Source organism: Cyclobacterium sp. SYSU L10401 (assembly GCF_010993705.1).
Lineage (GTDB): Bacteria > Bacteroidota > Bacteroidia > Cytophagales > Cyclobacteriaceae > Cyclobacterium.
The window spans coordinates 187,306-211,193 of the sequence record NZ_WOFO01000003.1; the positions used below are offsets into that span (position 1 = coordinate 187,306).

A 23,888-nucleotide genomic window follows, 5' to 3' on the forward strand; every position below is an offset into this window, starting at 1 on the left:
CTCCCGCTTTTTAGGTAATTTTTGGATTTTTATGGCAATTTACCTTTTAAATTGTAGTGTAGATGTTGCCGATGAGAATCCAGATCACTTACCGGAGGATTTGACGATCAATGACCAGGAAAGTATGATTGAAATTTTTCTGGAGATAGGCCTTGGAATAGAAGATGCCATCCCTGAAAATGAGGATGCTGATGGGGATCAGGAAACCTCTCACAAAAAAAAGCTTAAAAAAGACATTCATTTTTATGTAGAAAATATAGGCAGGGCTTTTACAGATCTTAAAGCTTCTGCTCATAATTTTTTAAGGTATGGTACTAACCGGCTAATTCCCGTATTTTTTAAAGTCCCTTCCCCACCTCCTCGGATTTCATAATAAATAAGTTGTTTAAATTTCCTGTTTTACTTCAGCAGGAATGGTTTTTTTATTAATTCAACAAATTTTATTATGATGATTATTCGATTGGCTTTAATCAGTTATTTGCTATTTGGCCTGCACACCCTTGCTAAGGGGCAAATAGATCAAGATATTCCAAATGTAGTATTAGATAGCATGTACCTTTCAGATGTGGAAAGCAGTGATACCCCTGCAAAAGTATTGCATGCCGAACCATTATATATTGATTTAATTCGGGATTTGGGAGCCAGAAAAGGAGAAAAGGAGTGGAATCTTGGTCTCGGACTGACCGATAGGGAAAGGTTTGATGAATACCTGGCGCTGGTAGAATACGAATGGGCACCTATAGACAGGCTGGGCCTGGAGGTAGAATTACCCTTTTCCCTCTATTACCCCATCAATGGAAATGCTCCGGGTAACAGGCTAAATAGTATAAAAGTTGCAGGACAGTATACCTTTTTGGTGTCGGAAAGACAAAAAACCTCTCTGGCCATAGGATATATCCATGAATTTGAAATGAATCAGTTCTCTGATTATAGAGAAGACCGTGTTTTTTCCGGCAATGCGTACAACCCATTTTTCATTGCGGCGAAAAGGTGGGGAACCAATTACCACAGCCTGATTTATACAGGACCTTTTATCCAGGATCATTTTGGGGCTGCAGGGGTAAATATTTCCTGGCAAATCAATTCCAATTTTCACTATATGATCAGTGGTACCAGAAATTTTATCGGTATTGAATTCAATAAAGCATTTGAAAACGGCCAGTTTGACATGGTAATCCGGCCACAGATGAGATTGGGTATAGCTGACAACCTTTTGATTGGCATTGTGACGGGGGTACCTGTCAGCAGAGAAAATGAAAGATTCAGTTCCTTCCTGAGATTGATTTATGAACCGGGCCATTAGAAGCCTGGTTCATTTCCCATTCAAATAAATTTTCCATCTTTACCCTGTTTTGTCTGAGCAATCAGCCTAATTAAGGTTAATTTTGTCAAAAAAAGGAGCTTTGTTTACTGATTTTATCCATTGACCTGCTTTTGTAATTCTAACATCTTGTTTATGACGAAATTAACGATTCTTTCGCTGCTATTTTTAAGTTTTCTGTTCTCCACTGATTTATATGGGCAGAAGGTGGGTTCTCCTGAGACGGAAAAAGATAAAAGTGAATTAAAATTTCTTTTGAATAAAGATGGAAGCCACTATGTAAAGGCTACTTTTCTGAACCAAATCTGGCTGAGAAATACCTGGAACAACCCTGGAACTACCGTAGATGGTTACCTGGAAGACCAAACATTTGATATAGGGCTACGCCGTACCCGAATTCAGCTTTTTGGAAAAATAGCTGATAAAATATTTTTTTATACACAGTTTGGAAATAATAACCTCACCTATTTAGGTGAACGAAAGCAAGGATTGTTCTTTCATGATGCATTGGGGGAGCTTGAAATTATGGAAAATAAACTTTCCATAGGTACAGGACTTACAGGTTGGAATGGGGTATCCAGGTATGCCTCTCCTTCCATAGGCTCCATCCTTTCGTTGGATGCCCCATTGTATCAACAGACAACCAATGACGCCACCGACCAGTTTTTAAGAAAATATTCTGCCTATGTTAAGGGGAAACTCAATCGGTTGGACTACAGGATGGCCATCAGTAAACCCATGGCAGTGAGTAGGTCCACTGTTCAGTCAGCGTTACCTGCGGAGCAGGCCCTTTTCGCTGCTTCTCCGGCTGGGCTGCAGTGGCATGGTTACTACATGTATCAATTTCAGGATCAGGAATCCAACCTTACGCCATACAATGCAGGCTCCTACCTGGGAGAGAAAAGTGTTTTTAACCTGGGTACGGGATTTCTTTTCCAGAAGGATGCCATGTGGTTTCAGGAGGAAGCAGGTGGGGAGGTAGCCTATAGCGACCTGGCCCTTTTTTCGGTTGATGTTTTTTACGACCAGCCCCTTGATCAAAGTAAGGGAACAGCTATTACTGCCTATGCCGCTTTTCATTCAAACGATTATGGAAGAAATTACATTAGAAATCTCGGGGTAATGAACCCTGCCAACGGCAGCCTGGACGGTGGTAGTTTTAACGGGGCAGGTAATGGCTTTCCCATGATGGGGACCGGCAATAGTTACTATGGTCAAATAGGTTATTTGATGAAAAAAAATCTTTTGGGAAGCTGGGGTACCCTGCAGCCTTTCCTTACCAGCCAGTTGTCGAATTTTGATGCCCTGGATGATCCCATGCTCATGTACGAATATGGTTTCAATTGGTTGATCAATGGTAATCAAACCAAATTGTCTGTCAATTATCAAAGCCGGCCCGTCTTTACGGAAGAAGCAACAGGAATATTTCAATCTGAACGAAAAGGAATGCTCGTCATGCAATTTCAAATTTCTATCTAGGAATACCTTGTTCTCAAGGCTCTAAGCTGCCTTTTTCATCCGCATGTATGGGACCCTTTTTTGCCTTTAAATGTACCGGATTGTGCCCGGAAATCACTGTTTTGATTTCAGCAATTATGGAAAGGGCAATTTCTTCCGGACTTTCAGCTCCTATATTCAGGCCCATGGGACCAAAAATGACTTTTTGATCTTCTTCATTCAGATCAATACCAGAAAGTGATAAATTTTCCACTAATTTTTCTAACTTTTTCCTTGGACCTAATACCCCCAAATAGGGAAATTGGTAGGGATACAGACCTAGCATGACCTCCAGGTCATAATTGAAATTATGGGTCATTAAAACGACTGCAGTTCGCCTGTCGGCATGGATCTGGGAAAGGATGTCAATGGCCTTTCCGGATAAAACTTGATCGGCCAATGGAAAACGATCCGTAGTAGCATGATCTGACCTTCCATCTGCCAGCGTCATTTCCCAGCCCAATACAGCAGCCAATTGAGTCAAAGGTTGCACGTCATTTCCAGCTCCAAAAATGAGTAACTTGATAGCGGCAGGAACAAACTCTACAAAAGCATGAAGATTACTCCCATCACTCAGGGGCCATATGGTGGATTTCCCTGTTGCGATGGCCTCTTGTGATTTTTCTCTGGCAAATGTCTGAGCGGATTGACCGATATGGTTGAAATTGAGGTTGGGGAAATATTCTTCCTTATTGTACAGCAAACAGGTGCCTATCTGGCTTGACCTTTTATTTTTTACATCATAAAAGGTTACCAGGACCTTGTCATTCCTGTCATTGACACATTGCTGGAGTAAATCGATGGGGTTGTTTTCCTGTTCCTCATCGATGGGTTCCATTAAGATATGGATGATACCATTGCAACCCAGTCCTACACCGAATTTGGCATCATCTTCATCGGTAGTGTCATAGGTCACCAGCATGGACTTTTTCTTAAAAATGACCAGCTGCGCTTTCTTTAGTGCGTCTCCTTCCAGGCACCCCCCCGAAATGGCTCCTGTAAGTTGACCATTTTCGGTGACCAGCATCCTGGCCCCTGGTCTTCGGTACGATGATCCATCGACTTGTACCACAGTGGCTAATGCCACTTTTTCTCCTGTTTTTCGAGACCGTGCATAGGCCTTAATTATTTCTTTGATCTCTTTCATAAATTTGGAAAATGATTAGAACCAGGCCTGATTCAGGAATGTCAAAGGATAGTTTGTTCCTTTTTTGAACGATGCCGATTGGGCAGGAAGAGAAAGAAATCCATCTGCTTCTGCCAAATGTACCAGGTCCCCGGATCCGGAATTGACTACCGGTACTGCTACCAGTTTGTCCTTTTCTGCCATTACTTTTACCAGGATATGGTAGGTGACGGGTCTTTTAAAACTTACCTCCTCAGCCAGGGTCGCAAAGATTCCGCTATTAGGTATGCCCCAATGGGCCATCAACCAGGCTTTAAAATACAGGTGAAAACAGATAAGGGTAGAGGCAGGGTTGCCTGGAAAGCCGAAAATAAGCTGCTTATCCTTTTTACCAAACAGAAAAGGCTTTCCTGGCTTCTGGGCTACACCATGGACCAGTTTTTTGATCCCCAGGCTTTCCAATACCTCCGGCAAAAAATCATATTTACCCTTAGAAACCGCTCCCGAGAATAACAGTATATCGTTTTCCTCCATTAATTTTTCTACACTTGTTTTTAATAGCTGCTTATCATCCTCCAAATGAAGTATTTGAGCAGGGATCCCAAGAGATTTCAAAGCTGCCTGCAGCATGTAAACATTCGATTTCCTGATTTGATGGGCGAGGGGCTTGTCAGAAATGTCTACCAGTTCATTTCCTGTAGCACATATAGTGATTTTTGGAGCTTTTATGACATTAACTTTTGAAACACCAACAGTTGCCATCACCGCAATGCTGCCTGGCTGGATCAAAGTACCTTTTTGTATCAGCAGGTCACCGGTTTTTGCATCGGTCCCCTTTAGATGTACGTTTTGGTTTTCCTTATAATCAAATTTCGCCAGGGAGGCTGTGCCATTTTTAATATCTATTTGCTCATAGGGTATGACACAATTGGTATTTGAAGGTAATATGGCTCCTGTCATGACTTCCAGGCAATTCTCTCTGCTGGCTAATGTTTTTTGGGCATCTCCGGCGGCCTGTATGCCTTCTATGCGAAAAGTACCTTTCTTATCCAATTGAGAGCTGTGGATCGCAATGCCATCCATACTCACCCGATGAAAAGGAGGCGCATCTCTATCTGCAAAAACTTCCTGGGCTAAGATGCGGTGTAGAGAATCCTCTATGGGGACGCTTTCAATTTGCCTGGGAAGTTCATTTTCCAAAACCAGTTGCAAGGCTTCCGCTACACTTTTCATGCTATTATCCGTTTGTTATGGGTTTAGATTGTTCTTTAGATTTTACTGAGTGCTTAGCCTCCCAAAAAAGACATTGATTTTTTTGGTGTTTTGGAGTTTAACTCCTCTGCTTTAAAGCCATCTTTTTCCTTTTTAGCTACTGCATTGCGGATTTCAGTTATAATGGACTCCTCATTAGCACCAGCTCGCAATATGTCTCTCAGGTTGGTGACCGGGGGGCCGTAAAGGCATGTCCTCAATTCACCCGTTGCAGAAAGCCTTATCCTGTTACATGTTCCACAAAAGGTTCGGCTAAAAGCAGGTATAATACCGAAAGTGCCCTGGTAACCCGGGATTTGATAATTGACAGATGTGCTGTTTTTTCCATCCTGAATTTTTTGAATCTCAGGGAAGTGGCTGGCGATATAGTCATATAGGGCGAGATGGTTCCACTCAGGTATTTCAAATTTCCCGGTTCCATTGAAAGGCATTTCTTCCAAAAACCTGACTGCTAAAGGGTAGTCGGCGGTCAATTGCACAAAGGGAATGATATCTGCAATATTCTTGTTTCCATCTACCACACAGTTAAGCTTGACATAAAAACCCTGTTTTAGCAGTGTGAGAATACAATGGAATACTTCATCAAACTTATCTCTTCTGGTGATTTCAAAAAACCTTTGTTTATCCAATGCATCAAGGGAAATATTTATTTTTTTTATACCCAAATGTTTCAGCTGTTGAATTTGATCCTCGCTGATGGAACCATTGCTGGTAAGGGTAATTTCACGCAAATCCTGGTGCTGCCTCAGTTTGGTAAAGAAGTCCATGATTCCCTTACGGACAAAAGGCTCCCCTCCGGTGATCCTGATTTTCGTAACGCCAAGCTTTACAAATATTCCGGTAAGGTAATCCAGTTCTTCATAGGTAAGCAATGCTTTCCTTTGAACAAAATCCATCCCTTCTTCTGGCATGCAGTAGTAACACCTGAAGTTACATCGATCAGTTACCGATAATCTCAGGTAGTCCAACTTTCTTCCATAGCGGTCAATCAGTTCGTTTTCCATAGAAAATTAATTTTTACATTAGCAGCCGCATCAAGGGTGGGCATTTACCCAGACCGTATGGTCTGTAAAATGTTCCTTTTTCCAAATGGGAACAGTGTTTTTGAGTTCGTCAATCAGGAATTTGCAGGCTTCAAAAGCATCGTTCCTATGGGCCGTGGCCACCCCAATGACTACCACAGGATCACCAATATTTTTACTTCCCAAAGCATGAATCATCAATAATCTTTTTAGGGGCCATTGTTTTATAGCTTGGTCGGCCAATTTATTCATTTGATGAATGGCCATGGGTTCATATCCTTCAAACACCAGTTTGATAACCGATTTTCCGTGGGCATGGTTTCTTACACTGCCAATGAAAAGGTCTATTCCTCCTGCCTCAGGGTGTTGAAGCCAGGAATACAGGCCATTGAGGTCGATTTCACTTACCAGTTCTATTTTTTTCATGTCAACCACCACTTACCGGAGGAATAAGGGCAATTTCTTGCCCATCGGAGATGTTCAGCTCATCGTTCGCATATTCCTGATCCACAGCTATGGCAAAACTATCAAGATTTCCCATTTCCGGGTATTTCTCCAAGATCCATTTCTTTAATTCCAACACAGTGTTGATTTTTAGGTCTGATGATACATCAAGGGTTTGTTGGCCGGTTATTTCTTTAGATATTCCGAATAGCAGCACTTCCATAATTGGTTTTAATTCCTCGTTTTGTAAAGGTTAAATTTACACAATTGGATTAGATTAACCACGAATTTGAGCAGTATATTAAAAGGATCCCAGAGACATTGAGGTCAGCTGTTCGGAAAAAAATATAGCGCAAATCAAAAGCTATCTTTTCACTATCACCATTATGAATGATAAAAAAATATTAATTGTATCAAACTAATAATAAAATAAACACATGAATGAAATTCTATTGATTGAAATTATTATATTTTAATGCCAATATTACTAATATTTGATGCTTATTTGTGGTAAAAAGATTAAATTTAAGTCTAAAAAATTATCTTTTATAAAAAATATTAAATGGGATAATTAATTGTGATTTTTAGTAAAAATACATTAATTGTAAGACTAAAAAGTTTTAAAAGCCGATGATAACTGATAATTCTTATTCGGTTCCGGAGCTGGTAAATTTGTTAAAAGCTGGTGATCCCAATGCTTTTCGGCAACTTTATGATCAGTTTGCATCAAAAATTCTGAACACCTGCAAGCAGATGTATTTGTCACATGAAGATGCAGAGGAGGTGGTTCAGGAAGTGTTTTTAAAGGTTTGGGAAAAAAGGGAAAGCTTAGATTGCTCCTTGTCTTTTAACGCCTATCTGTTCACTATCATGAGATTTTCTATTTTTAAAAGGTCCCGGAAACAGGCTTTGGAAATTGCTTACAAAACCTACCAACTGAACTACGGGGTTCGCACAGATTGCTGTACGGAGGAGGAATTGGCATTTGAAGAATTGAAGGGTTTTTCGGAAAAGATCATCAACTCCCTTCCCAAGGGGCAACAGCAAATTTTTAAGCTGAAATTCACCGAACATCTTACTGCTGATGAAATTGCCTGTAAACTGCATTTATCGAAAAGAACGGTGGAAAACCAATTATATAGAGCAAATAAAAGGTTAAAACAGGAGTTTTTATCCAATGATCTGGTTCCGTCGGATTTGTTTTTTTTGTTTTTGATTTTTTAAGAAACCATACCTAAAATTTTTGATTTCATAAAAACGGGTTAATCCATTAATAAATATGGAAAAATTATTTTCTGCATGAGTAAATGCCCTGTGTTAGGGATATATACCATATAACCTGGCAGAAAAAATGAAGGACTTTACCCAAAAATGGAAGCAATTTCATGAAGGCAAGCTTTCCGGAACGGATGCAAAATCCTTTTTGGAGCACCTGAATAGTCCCGAAGGCAAAGTTGATTTTCAAAAGCTGTTGAAGATGATTTGGGAGGCGGAAAATGTGCCTGAGCGAAATGAGTCCACTCCTGCTGGGAAGTCATCCAACCTGAATTCCTTCAATCGGCAAAAAAAAAGAGAGGAATTGAAAAACCATAAACCAGGTAAACAGCTTTCTGTTCTTACCTGGATCCGTTATGCTGCTTCATTAATAGCCATTATCCTTATTTTGAAGGAATGGGGTTTGATTAACCCGAACTCATCACAGCAAGGGAATTTTCCTTTGGTAAAAGAAACGGAATGGGTCATAAAATCAAATCCTAAAGGGATCAAATCCAGGATTCTATTACCTGACAGCTCTTTGGTGTTTTTAAATGCCGACAGTCAAATCAGGTACCCTAGGGATTTTACTATCAACAGGCGGGTAATATTAACGGGTGAAGCATTTTTTGATGTAAGAAAAAGGGAGGGAAAGCCATTTTATGTGCAGGCCGGACCGGTCTCCACTACCGTGCTGGGCACTTCTTTTAATGTAAATACAGACTACCTGGAATCCATAGAAATTGCTTTAGCCACAGGAAAAGTGCGGATTCTAAATGAAAATACTGGAAAGGATATACTGCTTCAACCCGGAGAAGCAGGTAAAATATCCAGAACGACCCAATCCATCCAAATATTTGATGTGGATCCCAGCAAAATTTCTCTTTGGAAGGAGGGAATTCTCCATTTTGATAAAGAACCCTTTCAACTTGTGATTAAGAAATTGGAAAACTGGTACGGGGTCCAAATTTCAGTAAAGGGAGAAATTCCAAATGAGCTTTGTTCCGGGACATTTCAAAAGAAAGCATACCTGAGCGATGTTCTTAATGTCTTAGGACACTCATTACGTTTTGAATTTGATTTAAATGGAAAGAATGTAGCCATTTATCCCTCTTTACCGGCATAAATGGACTGACTTATATACCTCTAATTTTAACCAATACCCAAAATCCTATGAAGCATGTTTTATTAAAACCCTTTGAAAATCTGAAAGTCAGGATACTGGCTTTAGGAATCCTAGGCATACTGGTATGTCCTGCCGGTTATGCCATGGACAGTGTGAAAAGTATTGAAGATGTGTTTATCAAAATGGATATCAGGCAGGGAAGCTTGCAGGATTTACTGGCACACATCGAAAGCAAAACAGAATACCGTTTCTTTTATACGGAAAGCGGACTCAATGATCAGGAGGTAGTAGCGTTGAATCTGATCAAAGGAAGTGTTGCTGAAATTCTGAAAGAATTGGCCCGTGAAAAAGGGCTACATTTCAAACAGGTAAACAATAGCATCAGTGTGCGGTTTATCCATGATCATTCCAAAGAAAAGGAACTGGAGATCGATCTTTATCGGGCAGACATAGAGGTTTCTGGTAAGGTAATAGCCGAATCAGGTGAGCCATTGCCAGGCGTTGCAGTATCTGTAGCCGGCACCACCATCGGTACCATCACCAATATTGATGGTGAGTTTTCTCTCACAGTACCAGAGGATGGGGTTTTGTTGGTTTCTTATATTGGTTTTGCCACCCAACAGGTCAATATCAATTCCAGGTCTGTCATCAATATTACCCTGATGGAAGACATAGCAGGTTTGGAAGAGGTAGTAGTAACAGCACTGGGGATTAAGAAAGAAGCTAAGAGCCTCGGATATGCTACGTCAACGGTCGAATCGGAGGAGATGACCATCAACAGAACCCCGAATTTCATGAACGCTCTCCAGGGCAAGGTAGCTGGGGTGAACATTACCCCAATGGGGTCCGGGCCGCAGGGAAGCAGTAAGGTCCGGATCAGGGGAGTGTCCTCTTTTGGAGGAAACAATTCACCCTTAATAGTGGTCAATGGGGTGCCCATAGACAATACCAATTTTGGGGTAAGTGGAGATGTATCCGAGGTGGGTAGCAATCGAAAATCTGATAGTGGAGATGGATTGAGCAGTATCAATCCGGACGATATTACTTCCATGTCAGTTTTAAAAGGAGCGGCTGCTTCTGCACTTTATGGTGCCAGAGCCAAGGATGGCGTCATCATGATAACCACCAGAAACAGGGCTACCGGGTCAGGAATCCAGGTAGAACTCAATTCTAACTTTACGACAGATACCCCGCTTGATTTTACAGATTACCAATACGAATACGGGCAAGGTGAAGGAGGGGTAAGGCCTAATTCTCCCAGACCAGTTTCCGGCGTCTGGAGTTTCGGAGAAAAATTTGAGCCGGGAATGACCCAGATTTTATTTGATGGGATCGAGGTACCCTACGAACCTCAGCCAAACAAAGTACGGGATTACTACCGTAATGGATCTACTTTTTCCAATACCATTACACTCTCTTCAGGAGGAGAAAATGGTGGGTTTAGTCTATCAGTAGCCAATATGGATAGCAAGGCCATTCTTCCGGGTTCCAACTATAACAGGAAGACCATTAATTTGGGATTCACACAAAACATCAAAAATCTAACCGTCTCCGGAAATGTAAATTATTCCAAAGAAGACCGGATCAATCCTCCGAATATTGCTGAGCAGGACTTTAGTCCGGTGGTCATTTATACCCTGGCTACCTCAATGCCGATGGATCTGTTGGAACAATACGCCTTTGATGAAAATGGGGATGAATTTCCCTATTCCAGGTTTACCAATAGGACCAATCCCTATTTTGCGTTATCCCGATTTGAAAACAATGTACGTGACAGGGTCTATGGCAATATTACAGCCAGGTATGAATTTACAGATTGGCTGTATTTGCAGGGAAGGTTTGGTCAGGATTTTTACTCCCGGGATTCGGAGTATAACCTTCCCACAGGTTCACAAAGGCAATCATCACCACCTCCGGGTTTTGTGAATGGGCAATATATCCAGGATCTAAGGCGATTCAGGGAGGTAAATGCGGATTTCTTGCTTGGAATAGACCGCACATTCGGTGATTTTGGACTACTGGTAAATTTGGGAGGTAATCAAATGTACAGAAGGTTGGATGTGAACACCCTTTTGGGAGAGAATTTTTATACCCGTGGTCTGTACACCATCGGCAATTCCAGTAAGATTACTACCAATTACACGATTTCGGAAAGGCAGGTGAACTCTTTGTACGCAAGTACAGAATTGTCTTACAGGGGTTATTTATACCTCAACGGAACCGTCAGAAACGATTGGTTTTCTACCCTCTCCCCGGCCAACAGAAGCATACTCTACCCTTCCATAACCGGTAGTTTTGTATTTTCTCAGGCATTTGCCAATTTACCAAACTGGATCTCGTTTGGAAAAATCCGGTTAGCTTATGCTGAAGTAGGTAGTGATACGGATGTTCAGCCCTATGCCAATAACCTTTTTTATAACATCAACCAGCAGCAATTCCCCAATTCCAATGGCATTGCCCAGCCGGTAGGAGCAATCAGTGGTTCTGTGGTTCCCAATGATGACCTCAGGCCCATGAGGGTAACTGAAAAAGAAATTGGCCTGGAAATGACCCTTTTTGATAATCTTCGGTTTGAAGTTTCCTATTATGATAAATTGTCATCCGATCAGATCCTGCAGGCTCAGATTTCAGATGGCTCGGGTTTCCTGAATCAGTTGATTAATGTGGGTGAAAGTCAAAACCAAGGGGTTGAAATGTTTGCCGCTATCTCTCCGGTGACTACCAATAGTTTTAATTGGAATTTCAGTGCCAATGCCTCTTACAATCAATCCAAAGTGCTGAGCCTGGGAGATGATGTGGATGGCAGTTTTATAACGGTAGGTACAGCCGAGTTTCATGGTGAAGTAAGGCAGGAGGTTGGAAAGCCAATGGCCCAGTTATATGGATGGGGATACCTTAGGGACGAACAGGGGCGACAGATATTTGATCCCAATAACGGAAGGCCACTTCGTTCAAACCAACAATTGAATTTTGGAACTGCCATCCCCATTTGGGTAGGTGGTTTTACCAATGGTTTCACCTTTAAGAATTTGAATTTTTCCTTTCTGATTGACTACAAGCTCGGTCATAAAATGATTTCAGGTACGCATACCAATGCCTACCGGCATGGCCTGGATAAGGCTACCCTGGTAGGTCGGGACCAGGGTTTCGTAGTGGGTGATGGCGTAAACCCAAATGGGGAAATAAATACAGCCCAATCACCTGTTCAAACCTATTATGAAACCATACGGTCCGGCAGGATGTCGGAGCAATCTGTATTCAATGCTGGTTCCTGGCAGTTAAGACAGTTAACCCTGGGTTATGACTTTACATCCCTAATCCCGGAAAATAATTTTATCAGAGGACTTCGACTGAACCTGGTTTCCAATAATGTGGCGGTGCTGAAGAAGTGGGTACCCCACATTCACCCGGATCAAAATGGCATCATATCAGACAATAATGCAGGACTGGAAGCAACAGGTTTACCTGTAACCAGAAGCACGGGATTCAACTTAAATGTGAAATTTTAAGGATGAATTGCCTCATTAAATCTTTGATAACTACGAAAAAATATAACTGAAATGAAAAAGTCAAAAATAATATACCTGATTAAAGGGCTGCTTGTGGTTTTCTGCATTGGCTCCTGTGATGAAGGTTTTGATGAAATGAACACCAATCCGGTGCGGCTTACTTCTCTTGACCCCACCTTCCAATTGAATCAAGCCATTATTTCCAGTTCGCCCGGGTATAACAACCTGACCTACGAAACAACGATTGTCAAGCAAATGATTACTCCATTTCAGGGAGTGGGTACGGGAGGAAACCTTAATCAGGACAATCGATCTGCCACCCAGGGAAACTGGCAAACCGGATACCGGACCATTGTGAAGAATTTAATTGATGGTCTGGAAAGTCTGGGAGAGACGCCAGAAAGAACCAATCTGTATAATATCATGCGTATCTGGAAAGCCCATGCCTTTATGATGCTGACCGATACCTATGGGGACATTCCTTATTCTGAAGCAGGGTTGGGATATATTTCGGGAAATGTATTCCCAAAGTACGATTCGCAGGAAGCCATTTATACCAGCATCCTGAATGATCTGGAAATGGCCGTTCAGGGCCTGGATGAGACCAAGGACCCCATCAACCAGGAAATTCTTTATAGCGGAAATATCGGGCAATGGAAGAGGTTGGGCAATTCCCTGTTGTTACGGGCAGCCATGCGGATGGTAAAAGTCGCCCCGGCTACAGCTTCAGAGTATGCATTAAAGGCAGTCAATGGAGGCCTGATGCAGTCCAACGAAGACAATGCGGTGGTAAGGCACAATGCCGACTACCGGAACAATGTTGGTACCAATCTAAATGGGGGACAAGCGCCTTTTTATTACCTGGATGAAGATTTTGTTAATTTTCTTCAAAGCAACAACGACCCAAGGTTAGCATCCATTGCCGTAAGGTATGTGGGAGCCTTGAGTGGAGGAGAGCAAGTGGAGGCAAATGCCAACAGGTCTCCGGAGATCCAAATCGGGATGCCACAGGGATATGACAACACCACCATTATTCCCGTAGCAGAAGCTGCCGGCCTCGCCAGTTTATTTAGTTATAGTCAGTTGGATCGCACCCGGTTGGGAAATCCCGAGGCACCTAACTTTCTGGTAACCTATTCCCAAACGCTGTTACTACATGCCGAAGCGGCTGCCAGGGGATGGGTGCCGGGAGATGCAGAACAGCTCTATCATGATGGCATCAGGGCGCATATGGAACAAATGGCCTTTTGGCCCAATGACACAGAAATAGAACAGGAAGCCATTGATGCCTACATTGAGAGTCATCCGCTGGAAACTGGTAAAGAACTGGAACTGATCAATACACAATATTGGGTATCTTCTTTTCTTATTGGACCTGAAACCTGGGTAAACTTCAGGAGAAGTGGCTACCCATTGGTTAACCCCAACCCCTATCCGGGAAGTGACTTGCAAAATGAAGATTTCATCAGACGGTTAACCTATCCGGACTCAGAATTGACCGTGAACAAGGAAAATGTAGACCAGGCAACCAGTCGGATGGGCCCGGATGTATTGGATACCCGGGTTTGGTGGGATGTAAAGTAGGTTTTTATTTATAAAATTCTAACTTTAATACTTTCTTCCAAATAACCAACCTAAGATATGGCATGAAGCAAATTAAAAAACGATTGAAATCCGGTGAAACCTTGATTGGTTGCTGGTTGAATTTAGGCAGTTCCATTACAGCTGAAATTGTAGGCCTTTCGGGCTTCGATTGGGTGCTGATAGACCTGGAGCATGGTGCAGGAGAACCCAAAGACCTGCTGCACCAACTCCAGGCCCTGGAGCATACCCGGGCCGCTGCCATAGTGAGGGTAGAAAGTCACCAAAAGGAGCGCATTCACCGGGTGCTGGACCTGGGTGCAGAAGGGGTCATGTGTCCCCGGGTTTATTCAGCCGAAGAGGCCAACACAGCAGTCAGGGGAATGCATTACCCGCCAAAAGGTATTCGGGGAGTGGCTAAAATGGTTCGGGCTACCGGCTTTGGAAAAGCCTTCGACCAATATAAATCGGGCACATCTGAAAGCATTTTGGGTATCATTCAAATAGAAACCGTCGAAGCCCTGGAGGAACTTGATCAAATAGCCAATACCTCAGGGGTAGATGTCTTGTTTATTGGTCCTGCTGATTTGACTGTCGCATTGGGTATTGATGGTGATCTGAACCACCCCTTATTTCTTGAAGCTGTTGACCGGATTGTCAAAGCTGCTAAAAAAGCCTCCAAAGCAGTGGGGATTTTAATTTTTGACCCCGAGGATTTTAAGAAGTACCAGGAGATGGGCATTCAGTTGATAGCCTGTGGGTCGGACGCCACCTTTGTTGCTTCTGGTGCCAGGGAGCTGCATGGTAAACTTAGCCAATACAAAAAATCCAGTTAAATGATACAGGATCCCTTTGTCATTTTATTGGTAGGTATGCTGATGGTAGTCGGAGGGATTTTAGCAGGCAAGTTAAACCCCTTTATGGCGCTGCTTCTTGCCGCCCTGGTGGTGGCCTGGATGACTCCCAGTCGGGCAATTGTGGAATTTGCACTCAGTAAAGGGCAGTCCGAAACTGCTGCCAATGCCCTGGCATCTACCTCCATTGGAGAACGGATAGCCGGAGCATTTGGAAATACCGTAGGGAAAATCGGAATCCTGATAGCCATGGCAGCGATCATCGGTAAATCCATGCTAATGAGTGGGGCAGCAGAGCGGATTGTACGTTCCATCCTGGGCCTGACAGGAGAAAAAAATGCCCCTCTGGCATTTTTGAGCGGCAGTTTTTTCTTGGGTATCCCTGTTTTCTTCGATACCGTTTTTTACCTCATGATCCCATTGGCCAAAGCCATGGCGATGCGGTTAAAGAAAAGTTATTTGTTACTGGTGCTTTGCATTACTGCCGGCGCAGCTATGGCCAATTCTCTGGTGCCCCCTACACCCGGTCCTTTATTTCTGATTGCAGAAATGAACATTCCTATTGGCATGATGATGGTTGGCGGGTTTTTGGTAGGCCTGGTTACCATAGCAGCAGGATATATCTTTGCCGTTTGGACCAATAAACGAAACCAAATCCCTTTAAGGGACTCCTTGGATGCACCCTTAAAAGAAATTCAATCGCTGGCCGACATGGATAGCAATCGTTTGCCGTCTCTGGGTTTTTCTTTATCTCCCATTTTGGTCCCGCTTTTATTGATTACCGGCAGTGCTACCATCAGTACCTTTTGGGGCAGTATTGAAGGGGGGACAGCAGGGATGATTTTTGATGTGGTACATTTCCTTGGAGAGAAAAATATGGCGTTGATACTGGGTGCATTGGCCGCTTTGCTGACCCTGTATTTTCAGCAGGACAAGGAAAGAGCAGGCATGAAGGGAGCTGTTCAGGCAGCCCTGACCAGTGGAGGAGTGATCATTTTGATCACAGCAGCCGGTGGTGCTTTCGGGGCCATGCTACAGCAGACTGGAATAAGTGTCCGGATAGAATCGTTGACCGAGGGTTTTCAGATGGCTTTGATCCCATTGGCCTTTTTTATTACAGCTCTGGTAAGAACAGCCCAGGGTTCTGCAACAGTAGCCATGATAACGGCTTCTGGCATACTATCCGGAATGTCCACAGCAGGATTGGAGTACCATCACCTATACCTTGGACTTTCCATAGCCTGTGGATCCAAACTGATACCCTGGATGAATGACAGTGGTTTCTGGATCGTATGCAAAATGAGTAACCTGACAGAAAAAGAAGCTTTAAAGACTTTCTCACCTTTATTGACAATTATGGGAGTAGTTGGATTGATCACCATTTTGGTAGCTGCAAAACTTTTCCCATTGGTTTAAAACTATAACATGATAAACCCATTGAACTATGAAACATTTCCTGAAAGACCTGCACAGACGAAAGTTCGTCAAATTGTTTGCCTCCGGAACAGCCGGAGCCTTTGCTGCCGGTTCGGCTGCTTTTGGATCAAGTCATGAGCCTGGTCAGAAGATAAATAAACCCTCGGTCCCTAAAAAAGAGGTGCTGATGAAGGTTGGGTGTCAGTCAGGAGGTACCTCTGAAGAGAACCTGGCTTTCAAGGCCCGCCATGGAGTATTCAATATGGATGGCGGCATGCCAAAGTTCATTGAGGGAAAGGGCTGGGACCTGGAAGATTCCCTTAGAAAAAGAGATGCCTGTGAAAAATATGGCATCAGCCTGGATGCCTACCACCTGCCTTTGACTTCTGCAGGAATTGACCGGGTAAACATACCCCATATCATGATGGGAAAAAGTCCCGAAAGAGACCATGAAATAGAAATGGTCCAGCAAATGATTGAAGTAGCCGCCAAGACAGGGGTGAAATTACTGAATTACAATACCACTATTTTACCCGTTTTGCGCACCGGCAGAACCATTGATCCGGCCAGGGGGAATGCTTCCTACAGTACCTGGAATTATGAAGAAGCGTTGAATCGTGAAGAACAACTTACCAAAGCAGGAAGGGCAGATGCAGATGAAGTTTTCGAAAGAATTACCTATCTTTTGGACAGGATTCTTCCTGTAGCTGAAGAATACAAGGTCAAATTGGGCAATCACATCGCCGATCCTCCCGTTCCGGCTGCCTATAATGGCATCATGCGCTGGAACAGTCCCGAGGTTTTTGAGGGCATCAAAAGGTTTGCCCAATTGTATGATAGTCCCTATCATGGGTTTAACTTCTGCATAGGTTCTATTGCTGAAGGCCTGAGGGATCCAAAAAATGAAATATTCCCGATTATCGAATGGGTGGGTAAACGTAAACAGATTTTCAATATTCATTTAAGGAATATAAAGGGGAGCTACAATAATTTTCAGGAGGTCTATCCGGATAACGGAGAAATGAATTTCTTCCATGTCATCCGGGCCCTACGGGATGTGGGATTTGATGGTATGGTCATGCCTGACCATGTACCACAACATGAAGCTGAGGGTGCCGGCTTACAAGCCTTTGCTTTTGCTTATGGCCATATCATCGGTCTCCTGCAGGCGTTAAAAGATGAAGCTTGAGACCGTTTGATAAACTGTTGTTCGAAAAGATTAATCATGTAGTACATATAAATTACAATTTGTTATGACGAAAGTAGGATTTATAGGTTTGGGAATTATGGGAAAACCCATGGCAATCAATTTGATGGATGCAGGCTACGAACTGCTGGTATTGGAAACCAACAAGGCTGCCGGAGATTTGACCCACAAGGGAGCAACTGCATTTTCCACCTGTAAAGAAGTAGCTGAAAATTCAGAAATCATCGTTACCATGCTGCCGGATTCTCCGGAAGTAAACGATGTTGTGTTTGGGGATCAGGGAGTATTGCAAGGCATAAAAGCCAAAAGTATTTTTGTAGACATGTCTACCATTGCCCCGTCTACGGCCAGGGAAGTGGCAGATGCCATGAAGAAAAAGGGCGTGGAGGCACTGGATGCTCCGGTTTCCGGAGGACAGGTAGGTGCTGAGTCCGGAAACCTATCCATCATGGTAGGAGGTAGCCAGGATGCCTTCGAAAAGGTGAAACCTTTATTTGAGGTGATGGGAAAAAGTGCTGTTTTGATAGGCGATGCCGGCGCAGGACAGATGACCAAAGCCTGCAACCAAATGATTGTGGGAATGACCATTCAGGCAGTGGCTGAGTCCTTTACCCTTGCCAAAAAAGCGGGGGTAAACCTGGAGAAAATGAGAGAAGCGTTGCTTGGAGGCTTTGCGCAAAGCAGAATTCTGGACCTGCATGGACAGCGGATAATCGACCGTAATTTTGATCCCGGATTCAAAATTAAATTGCACCGCAAGGATATGAATATCGCATTGATGGCCGGTAAGGAATTCAAAGTACCGCTATACGGATCAGCTTTGGTGGCCAGCCATATGGATGCCGTGCTGGCATCGGGTCTGGATGAGAAAGACCACAGTGCCCTGGCTTTATTAATGGAAAAACTCAGTGGTCTTGAAGAATAAAGGCAGTAGGATACGATATAGTATATGAAGTTAGAAAAATCAGGTAAAGGACCTTTGGTCCGGGAGATCCGTATCACGCCTATTGCCATCGTAGATCCTCCGCTGCTAAATGCCGCAGGATTACATGCTCCGTATGCCTTGCGTACCATTGTTGAATTGGAAACAGAGGATGGTATTGTCGGTATAAGTGAAATCCCCGGCAATGAGGCAATTGATGAAGCCCTGCGGGAGGCCTCAAATATTATCATTGGAAAAGATGTCTATCAATTGGGTAAAATTCAACGGGAGCTTGAAGCCTGGTTTGGAAAAGACTCCAGCCAGGATCGCGGAGATGCACCCTGGGACCAGAGAAAGTTGGTCCACATCTTCTCAGCTTTAGAGGTGGCCTGTCTGGATATTATAGGAAAAATCACCAATCGTCCTGTGGTAGACCTTCTGGGCGGGAAAATGAGGGATGCTGTTCCTTTTGCGGCTTACCTTTTTTTCAAATATGAGGGGGCTGGAGGTAAATTAGGTTTTTCCAAGGATCCGGCAGCCAATGGATGGGCCGCCGCAAGACAGGAAAAAGCAATTGATCCGGAAGGAATCGTTGCGCAGGCCCGGGCCATGTGTCAGGCTTACGGTTTCCAATCCATTAAATTAAAGGGGGGAGCTTTTGAGCCGGAGGTAGAGGTGGCCAGTATGCAGGCACTCTACCAGGCATTTGGTGAGGGAGTTCCACTGAGATTTGATCCCAATGCCATTTGGAAGCCTGAAACTGCCTTAAAATATGGAAAAATCATGGAACCCATATTGGAGTACCTGGAAGATCCGGTAAGGGGACAGGATCACATGGCCTGGTTGCGAAAAATGATTCAAACCCCCCTGGCCACCAATATGTGTACCACCTCCTTTGATGAAATCCCCGCAAGTATAGACTTGGGATCTGAGGACATCATCCTCAGCGACCACCATTTTTGGGGAGGATTAAGGGCTTCAATGGAACTATCCAGGGTCTGTACCACTTTCGGCCGGCAGCTTTCCATGCATTCCAATAGCCACCTGGGCATCTCCCTGGCTGCCATGGTGCATTTGGGGGCAGCGCTTCCCGATCTTCCATATGCCCTGGATACCCATTATCCCTGGCAGTCCGAAGAGGTAATTACCGGAGGTGCTTTGGAGTTTCAGGAGGGTGCAGTGCCTGTACCATCAGGGCCGGGACTGGGCGTGGAGCTGGATCGCTCAGCTTTGGCGACATTACACCAGCAATACCTCGATTGTGGCCTAAAAAAACGAAATGATGAAATAGAAATGCAAAAGGTGCATCCGGAATGGACCTTTAAAAAAATCCGATGGTAAGTTTTTATTCCATTCTATTGAAAATTATACTTGAATCTTATTGCTTTCCTCAGGGATGTGATCGATAAATTAAAAAAAATGAAAAACCTCGTTCCCCATTTGAATCTTTTTTTGATAACGGCCTTTTTGTTGTTTTCAGTCCAGACAATAAATGCCCAACAAATCTCCAAAGAAGAAATGCTTTTCCTGACGCCTCTTTGGGAGGGAGAACGTTTTGAAGATGGCAGACCCAAGGTGCCGGATGATATCATTGAACGCATGAAAGAAGTAACCCACGATGAGGCCTGGGCGGTCATGAAGAATGAAGGATACAGGTACCAATATGCGGAAGGCTGGGAAACCATTCACCGGGACAGCATTCTGGTAGGCAGGGCGGTGACCGCTACCTTTATGCCGGGAAGACCTGATATTCACGATGCCATCGATGAAAGGGGAAAGGCAGCAGGAAAAAAAGGCCAGAATGCATGGCCGGTGGATGTATTGGTTCAGGGAGATGTGTATGTGGCTGACCAGTTTGGTGCACATATCGACGGACCTACGATAGGAGACAATGTAGGCAATGCCATTTTTGCCCGATCCGGAAATGGAATCGTATACGATGGTGCCATCAGAGATATTGTTGGTTTGAGGGAGATAGAGGGGTTTACCTCTTTTTTTACCAGTTACCACCCCTCTCACCATAACCAACGCGGAAATTTAAATACCATGTTAATAGGGATCAACAAACCCACCAAAATCCGGCAAGTGACGGTAATGGCTGGAGATGTGGTGTTGGGCAGGGATGGTGCGGTTTCCTTTATTCCTCCTCACCTGGCTGAAAAAATAGTGGTTACATCAGAAATTGTAAGACTCAGGGACATGTTTGGCCATGAAAGGCTTAGGGCTGGAGTCTATTCAGCTGGACAAATAGATACCAGGTGGTCCGATGAAATCGAAAAGGATTTTTCAGGCTGGCTCAATGAACATATCGATGAATTGCCTGTGCCCAGAGAACAGGTACAGGAAATTCTGAAAAACAGGACCTGGTAAGCCACATTTTAATCATTCAAACCCAGTTATCCTTCCGGAGTAGGAACCATGCTAATCCTGTTAAAGGATTTTTAAACCTCAAAATATTCCTTTTATGAAAAGTAAACTAAACAGAAGATCATTTCTTTCCAAATCCACATTGGCCGGGATTACGGGTGCCGCATTTCTATCCAACTATGGTTCCGACCTCTCTGCAGCAGTGGAAAGGATGCCATCCGCATCCAATCCATCGGACCTGAAAATCACAGATGTCAAATGTGGCTTTGTCAGGGGAGCCGTTTATGTAAAAGTATATACCAATCAGGATGTTTGGGGCTGTGGGGAAGCGGTAGATGCCATTCATGGTACTTATCACCTGGTCAAAAGATTAGGAAATCAAATCAAAGGACAAAATCCTTTAAACCCCAATAGACTGGCCGAGCAGTTGAGAAAAGGAGCATTTTTTGGTGGTGCCCAATCTGGTGTTTTCGTGGCGGTTTTGACGGCCATAGAAACGGCGCTATGGGATATCACCGGCAAGGTTTTTAATGTGCCGGTGTACCAGTTATTGGGAGGGAAATTCCGGGATAAAATCAGGGTTTACTGTGATACCGCCCTTTACACAGCCACCAATCCTTCACCAGCTGATTATGCCGAAGCCGCCAGGGGAGCAGTAGATCGGGGTTATACGGCTGTAAAGTTTGATGTAGACGACGCCAGAGATCCCAATAAATATGACCGGTTCAACTGGACCGCCAGCCCCGCTGAAATCGAAAGGATGTACAATGCCATTGCTGCGGTGAGAGAGGAAGTTGGACCCAATATAGATATCTGTGTGGACATGCACGGAAGGTATGATTTTATCACCGGTGTTAAAATGGCCCAAAAATATGAAGACCTTGACCTGATGTGGCTGGAAGAACCTTTACCTGCAGATAATCCAGACCTTTATCAGCAGCTTACCAAAGAAACATCCACCCCCATTTGTACGGGAGAAAACATTTACCTGGCCTATGGATTCGTCAACTTATTGAGTCAGGGTGGGGCGGACATCATCATGCCCGATATTCAAAAAGCCGGAGGGCTGGGTGAAGCCCAGAGAATTGCTAATTTGGCCAACTTGTATTACGTGCCCTTTAGTCCCCATATGGTGGCTTCTTTTTTAGGAGCCATGGCCTCCTGTCATGTATGTGCTTCCGTTCCTAATTTTCAGGTTATGGAATGGCAAATATACATGGACACCGATCAGCTATGGCAGGATATTGTTACCTATGATGGACCCAGAACAGAGGACGGATTCATTACCCTTTCAGAAAAACCAGGAATAGGAGTGGAGATTAACGAAGAGGGGATGAAAAAGTATGCCGTTAAGGGGATTCCCTTTTTTGAATAAGCATGTCAATTAACCAAACCCATACACCATGAAACCTTATCACAATTCCAAATTCAATGAATTATTTAAACTTCCCGAAAACAGGAAAGTCAAGGTAGAAAAGGCCAGGGAAATAAATCCCAATCGAGTGCCTTCCAGAAGGGATTTTATCCAAAAAGCAGGATTGGGAGGCTTGACCTTGGGAGCCTTTATGTTTCAACCTATAGAAGATACACTGGCCCACAGTACCCAGAGGGTAAACAGAAATTCCAACCCTTCCGATCTCAGGATTACCGATCTCCGCATTGCCGAAGTGGCTGGAGCCCCCATGCGCTGTCCCATTATCAGGATTGACACCAACCAGGGGATTTATGGTTTGGGAGAAGTAAGGGATGGAGCCAGTGCCAGGTATGCATTGGTCTTGAAAAGCAGGCTTTTAGGAGAAAATCCCTGTCAGATTGAAAGGATATTTAAAAGGATCAAATTGTTTGGAAATCATGCCAGGCAGGCTGGTGGGGTTTGCGCAGTGGAAATGGCCCTTTGGGATTTGGCAGGGAAGGCTTATAATGTTCCTGTATATCAAATGCTAGGCGGTAAATATCGGGAAGAGATTCGGCTATATTCCGATACTACTCAATCTAATGATCCAGAAGTATTTGCGGACAGGTTGAAAGCGAGAATGGATTTGGGATATACCTTTCTCAAAATGGATTTTGGTGTTCAAATGGTGCGGGACAATGAGGGCTCTGTGGTCAATACCAAAGCCTTCCAAAAGGGGAATCAATGGGCATCTGAATATGGGAGTTACAGCCGGACAGCCCACCCTTTTACAGGTGTACAGATTACAGATAAAGGGCTGAGTGAGATGGTGGAATATGTGGCGGCAGTAAGGAGAAAGGTGGGGTATGATATTCCCCTGGCGGCAGATCACTTTGGACATTTTGATTACAAGGAGTGTATCCGCCTGGGAGAAGCACTGGAGCCCTATCGACTGGCCTGGCTGGAAGACATGGTCCCCTGGTTTTATACAGAAAAATGGAAGCAAATAACGGACGCCATCAAAACCCCCACACTTACGGGGGAGGATATCTTCTTAAAGGAAGAGTTTATCAAACTAATTGATGCACGTGCCATTGATATGATTCAACCAGACCTGGCCTCTTCAGGGGGAATTCTCGAAACCAAAAAGATCGGAGATTATGCCGAAGAGCAGGGGATACCCATGGCCATGCACTTTGCAGGCACACCTGTATCTTTTATGGCCAATATTCACTGTGCGGCAGCTACAGAAAATTTCATTTCCCTGGAACACCACTCGGTAGATATTCCCTGGTGGGAAGATCTGGTGAAAGATATTCCCAAACCATTGGTGGTAAATGGTTTTGCCAAAGTTCCGGAAGGACCGGGTTTGGGGGTAGCATTGAATGAAGAAGTGATCAAAGAGCACCTGGTAGAAGGAACGGAGTATTTTGCACCCACCGAAGAGTGGAATACGGACCGCTCCAATGACAGGTGGTGGAGTTGATGTTTACCTTACCAATTCAGTAAATCAGTAACCATTCGGATAAAAGGAGGGCTTACAGGTTGCTTTATTAGGTTCTTTTCAAGAAATTGAC

Annotated in this window: 20 protein-coding genes; 15 read left to right on the forward strand and 5 right to left on the reverse strand. The window is 43.8% G+C overall.

Going from position 1 to position 23,888, the window contains the following annotated elements; translation table 11 throughout:
• The first annotated feature begins 31 nt into the window (after positions 1 to 31).
• The 3 genes from GL182_RS08705 (at position 32) to GL182_RS08715 (ending at position 2,800) form a co-directional block, all read left to right on the forward strand.
• Positions 32 to 373: a hypothetical protein gene (locus GL182_RS08705; protein WP_163379279.1), complete on the forward strand. Its 342-nt coding sequence runs from the start codon at positions 32 to 34 to the stop codon at positions 371 to 373.
• Positions 374 to 445: 72 nt separating this feature from the next.
• Positions 446 to 1,303, forward strand: coding sequence for an HAEPLYID family protein (locus GL182_RS08710; protein ID WP_205603612.1), 858 nt, complete (start codon positions 446 to 448; stop codon positions 1,301 to 1,303).
• A 153-nt stretch (positions 1,304 to 1,456) separates the two neighbouring features.
• Positions 1,457 to 2,800, forward strand: coding sequence for a hypothetical protein (locus tag GL182_RS08715; RefSeq protein WP_205603613.1), 1,344 nt, complete (start codon positions 1,457 to 1,459; stop codon positions 2,798 to 2,800).
• Positions 2,801 to 2,813: 13 nt separating this feature from the next.
• On the opposite strand, the gene GL182_RS08720 is transcribed toward GL182_RS08715, so the two are convergent.
• From GL182_RS08720 to moaD, 5 genes are read right to left on the reverse strand one after another with little or no spacing between them, the layout of a single operon-like run.
• Positions 2,814 to 3,965 (reverse strand): XdhC family protein, encoded by a 1,152-nt coding sequence (locus tag GL182_RS08720; RefSeq protein ID WP_163379281.1) that lies wholly within the window; start codon positions 3,963 to 3,965, stop codon positions 2,814 to 2,816.
• Positions 3,966 to 3,980: 15 nt separating this feature from the next.
• Positions 3,981 to 5,177: a molybdopterin molybdotransferase MoeA gene (locus GL182_RS08725; protein ID WP_163379282.1), complete on the reverse strand. Its 1,197-nt coding sequence runs from the start codon at positions 5,175 to 5,177 to the stop codon at positions 3,981 to 3,983.
• 53 nt (positions 5,178 to 5,230) lie between these two features.
• Positions 5,231 to 6,220 carry a GTP 3',8-cyclase MoaA gene (gene moaA, locus GL182_RS08730; protein WP_163379283.1) on the reverse strand — a complete coding sequence of 330 codons (990 nt, stop codon included), beginning with the start codon at positions 6,218 to 6,220 and terminating at the stop codon, positions 5,231 to 5,233.
• Between the two features lie 30 nt (positions 6,221 to 6,250).
• On the reverse strand, positions 6,251 to 6,664 hold the full coding sequence (locus tag GL182_RS08735; protein WP_163379284.1) for a molybdenum cofactor biosynthesis protein MoaE: 414 nt from the start codon (positions 6,662 to 6,664) through the stop codon (positions 6,251 to 6,253).
• A 1-nt stretch (position 6,665) separates the two neighbouring features.
• Positions 6,666 to 6,905, reverse strand: coding sequence for a molybdopterin converting factor subunit 1 (gene moaD, locus GL182_RS08740; protein ID WP_163379285.1), 240 nt, complete (start codon positions 6,903 to 6,905; stop codon positions 6,666 to 6,668).
• A 407-nt stretch (positions 6,906 to 7,312) separates the two neighbouring features.
• Here moaD and GL182_RS08745 point away from each other — a divergent pair, with 407 nt between their 5' ends.
• The 12 genes from GL182_RS08745 (at position 7,313) to GL182_RS08800 (ending at position 23,797) form a co-directional block, all read left to right on the forward strand.
• Positions 7,313 to 7,906, forward strand: coding sequence for an RNA polymerase sigma factor (locus tag GL182_RS08745; protein ID WP_163379286.1), 594 nt, complete (start codon positions 7,313 to 7,315; stop codon positions 7,904 to 7,906).
• Positions 7,907 to 8,033: 127 nt separating this feature from the next.
• On the forward strand, positions 8,034 to 9,062 hold the full coding sequence (locus GL182_RS08750) for a FecR family protein (RefSeq protein ID WP_163379287.1): 1,029 nt from the start codon (positions 8,034 to 8,036) through the stop codon (positions 9,060 to 9,062).
• Positions 9,063 to 9,109: 47 nt separating this feature from the next.
• On the forward strand, positions 9,110 to 12,571 hold the full coding sequence (locus tag GL182_RS08755; protein WP_163379288.1) for a SusC/RagA family TonB-linked outer membrane protein: 3,462 nt from the start codon (positions 9,110 to 9,112) through the stop codon (positions 12,569 to 12,571).
• Positions 12,572 to 12,622: 51 nt separating this feature from the next.
• The gene (locus tag GL182_RS08760) at positions 12,623 to 14,155 is read left to right on the forward strand and encodes a SusD/RagB family nutrient-binding outer membrane lipoprotein (protein ID WP_163379289.1); all 1,533 of its coding nucleotides are present in this window, start codon (positions 12,623 to 12,625) and stop codon (positions 14,153 to 14,155) included.
• A gap of 62 nt (positions 14,156 to 14,217) precedes the next feature.
• The gene (locus tag GL182_RS08765; protein WP_163379290.1) at positions 14,218 to 14,988 is read left to right on the forward strand and encodes an HpcH/HpaI aldolase family protein; all 771 of its coding nucleotides are present in this window, start codon (positions 14,218 to 14,220) and stop codon (positions 14,986 to 14,988) included.
• On the forward strand, positions 14,989 to 16,422 hold the full coding sequence (locus GL182_RS08770) for a GntP family permease (RefSeq protein ID WP_205603614.1): 1,434 nt from the start codon (positions 14,989 to 14,991) through the stop codon (positions 16,420 to 16,422).
• Positions 16,423 to 16,450: 28 nt separating this feature from the next.
• Positions 16,451 to 17,611, forward strand: coding sequence for a mannonate dehydratase (locus GL182_RS08775; RefSeq protein WP_163379291.1), 1,161 nt, complete (start codon positions 16,451 to 16,453; stop codon positions 17,609 to 17,611).
• Positions 17,612 to 17,675: 64 nt separating this feature from the next.
• Positions 17,676 to 18,554 carry a 2-hydroxy-3-oxopropionate reductase gene (locus GL182_RS08780; protein ID WP_163379292.1) on the forward strand — a complete coding sequence of 293 codons (879 nt, stop codon included), beginning with the start codon at positions 17,676 to 17,678 and terminating at the stop codon, positions 18,552 to 18,554.
• Positions 18,555 to 18,578: 24 nt separating this feature from the next.
• Positions 18,579 to 19,892 carry an enolase C-terminal domain-like protein gene (locus tag GL182_RS08785; RefSeq protein ID WP_163379293.1) on the forward strand — a complete coding sequence of 438 codons (1,314 nt, stop codon included), beginning with the start codon at positions 18,579 to 18,581 and terminating at the stop codon, positions 19,890 to 19,892.
• A gap of 78 nt (positions 19,893 to 19,970) precedes the next feature.
• Positions 19,971 to 20,921, forward strand: a complete 951-nt coding sequence (locus tag GL182_RS08790) for an RraA family protein (RefSeq protein WP_163379294.1) — start codon at positions 19,971 to 19,973, stop codon at positions 20,919 to 20,921.
• A 94-nt stretch (positions 20,922 to 21,015) separates the two neighbouring features.
• A complete protein-coding gene (locus tag GL182_RS08795; RefSeq protein ID WP_163379295.1) occupies positions 21,016 to 22,293 on the forward strand; it encodes a mandelate racemase/muconate lactonizing enzyme family protein in 1,278 nt (425 codons plus the stop codon).
• 28 nt (positions 22,294 to 22,321) lie between these two features.
• Positions 22,322 to 23,797 (forward strand): mandelate racemase/muconate lactonizing enzyme family protein, encoded by a 1,476-nt coding sequence (locus tag GL182_RS08800; RefSeq protein WP_163379296.1) that lies wholly within the window; start codon positions 22,322 to 22,324, stop codon positions 23,795 to 23,797.
• Positions 23,798 to 23,888 lie beyond the last annotated feature (91 nt).

What these genes read in the sequence shown, in the direction of transcription:
- GL182_RS08760 (WP_163379289.1), top strand. Translation starts at nt 12,623, where the DNA reads ATGAAAAAGTCAAAAATAATATACCTGATTAAAGGGCTGCTTGTGGTT.
- moaD (WP_163379285.1), bottom strand. Translation starts at nt 6,905, where the DNA reads ATGGAAGTGCTGCTATTCGGAATATCTAAAGAAATAACCGGCCAACAA.
- GL182_RS08710 (WP_205603612.1), top strand. Translation starts at nt 446, where the DNA reads ATGATGATTATTCGATTGGCTTTAATCAGTTATTTGCTATTTGGCCTG.
- GL182_RS08770 (WP_205603614.1), top strand. Translation starts at nt 14,989, where the DNA reads ATGATACAGGATCCCTTTGTCATTTTATTGGTAGGTATGCTGATGGTA.
- GL182_RS08765 (WP_163379290.1), top strand. Translation starts at nt 14,218, where the DNA reads ATGAAGCAAATTAAAAAACGATTGAAATCCGGTGAAACCTTGATTGGT.
- GL182_RS08755 (WP_163379288.1), top strand. Translation starts at nt 9,110, where the DNA reads ATGAAGCATGTTTTATTAAAACCCTTTGAAAATCTGAAAGTCAGGATA.
- GL182_RS08790 (WP_163379294.1), top strand. Translation starts at nt 19,971, where the DNA reads ATGAAAAACCTCGTTCCCCATTTGAATCTTTTTTTGATAACGGCCTTT.
- GL182_RS08795 (WP_163379295.1), top strand. Translation starts at nt 21,016, where the DNA reads ATGAAAAGTAAACTAAACAGAAGATCATTTCTTTCCAAATCCACATTG.
- GL182_RS08780 (WP_163379292.1), top strand. Translation starts at nt 17,676, where the DNA reads ATGACGAAAGTAGGATTTATAGGTTTGGGAATTATGGGAAAACCCATG.
- GL182_RS08745 (WP_163379286.1), top strand. Translation starts at nt 7,313, where the DNA reads ATGATAACTGATAATTCTTATTCGGTTCCGGAGCTGGTAAATTTGTTA.
- GL182_RS08750 (WP_163379287.1), top strand. Translation starts at nt 8,034, where the DNA reads ATGAAGGACTTTACCCAAAAATGGAAGCAATTTCATGAAGGCAAGCTT.
- GL182_RS08720 (WP_163379281.1), bottom strand. Translation starts at nt 3,965, where the DNA reads ATGAAAGAGATCAAAGAAATAATTAAGGCCTATGCACGGTCTCGAAAA.
- GL182_RS08735 (WP_163379284.1), bottom strand. Translation starts at nt 6,664, where the DNA reads ATGAAAAAAATAGAACTGGTAAGTGAAATCGACCTCAATGGCCTGTAT.
- moaA (WP_163379283.1), bottom strand. Translation starts at nt 6,220, where the DNA reads ATGGAAAACGAACTGATTGACCGCTATGGAAGAAAGTTGGACTACCTG.
- GL182_RS08725 (WP_163379282.1), bottom strand. Translation starts at nt 5,177, where the DNA reads ATGAAAAGTGTAGCGGAAGCCTTGCAACTGGTTTTGGAAAATGAACTT.
- GL182_RS08715 (WP_205603613.1), top strand. Translation starts at nt 1,457, where the DNA reads ATGACGAAATTAACGATTCTTTCGCTGCTATTTTTAAGTTTTCTGTTC.
- GL182_RS08800 (WP_163379296.1), top strand. Translation starts at nt 22,322, where the DNA reads ATGAAACCTTATCACAATTCCAAATTCAATGAATTATTTAAACTTCCC.
- GL182_RS08705 (WP_163379279.1), top strand. Translation starts at nt 32, where the DNA reads ATGGCAATTTACCTTTTAAATTGTAGTGTAGATGTTGCCGATGAGAAT.
- GL182_RS08785 (WP_163379293.1), top strand. Translation starts at nt 18,579, where the DNA reads ATGAAGTTAGAAAAATCAGGTAAAGGACCTTTGGTCCGGGAGATCCGT.
- GL182_RS08775 (WP_163379291.1), top strand. Translation starts at nt 16,451, where the DNA reads ATGAAACATTTCCTGAAAGACCTGCACAGACGAAAGTTCGTCAAATTG.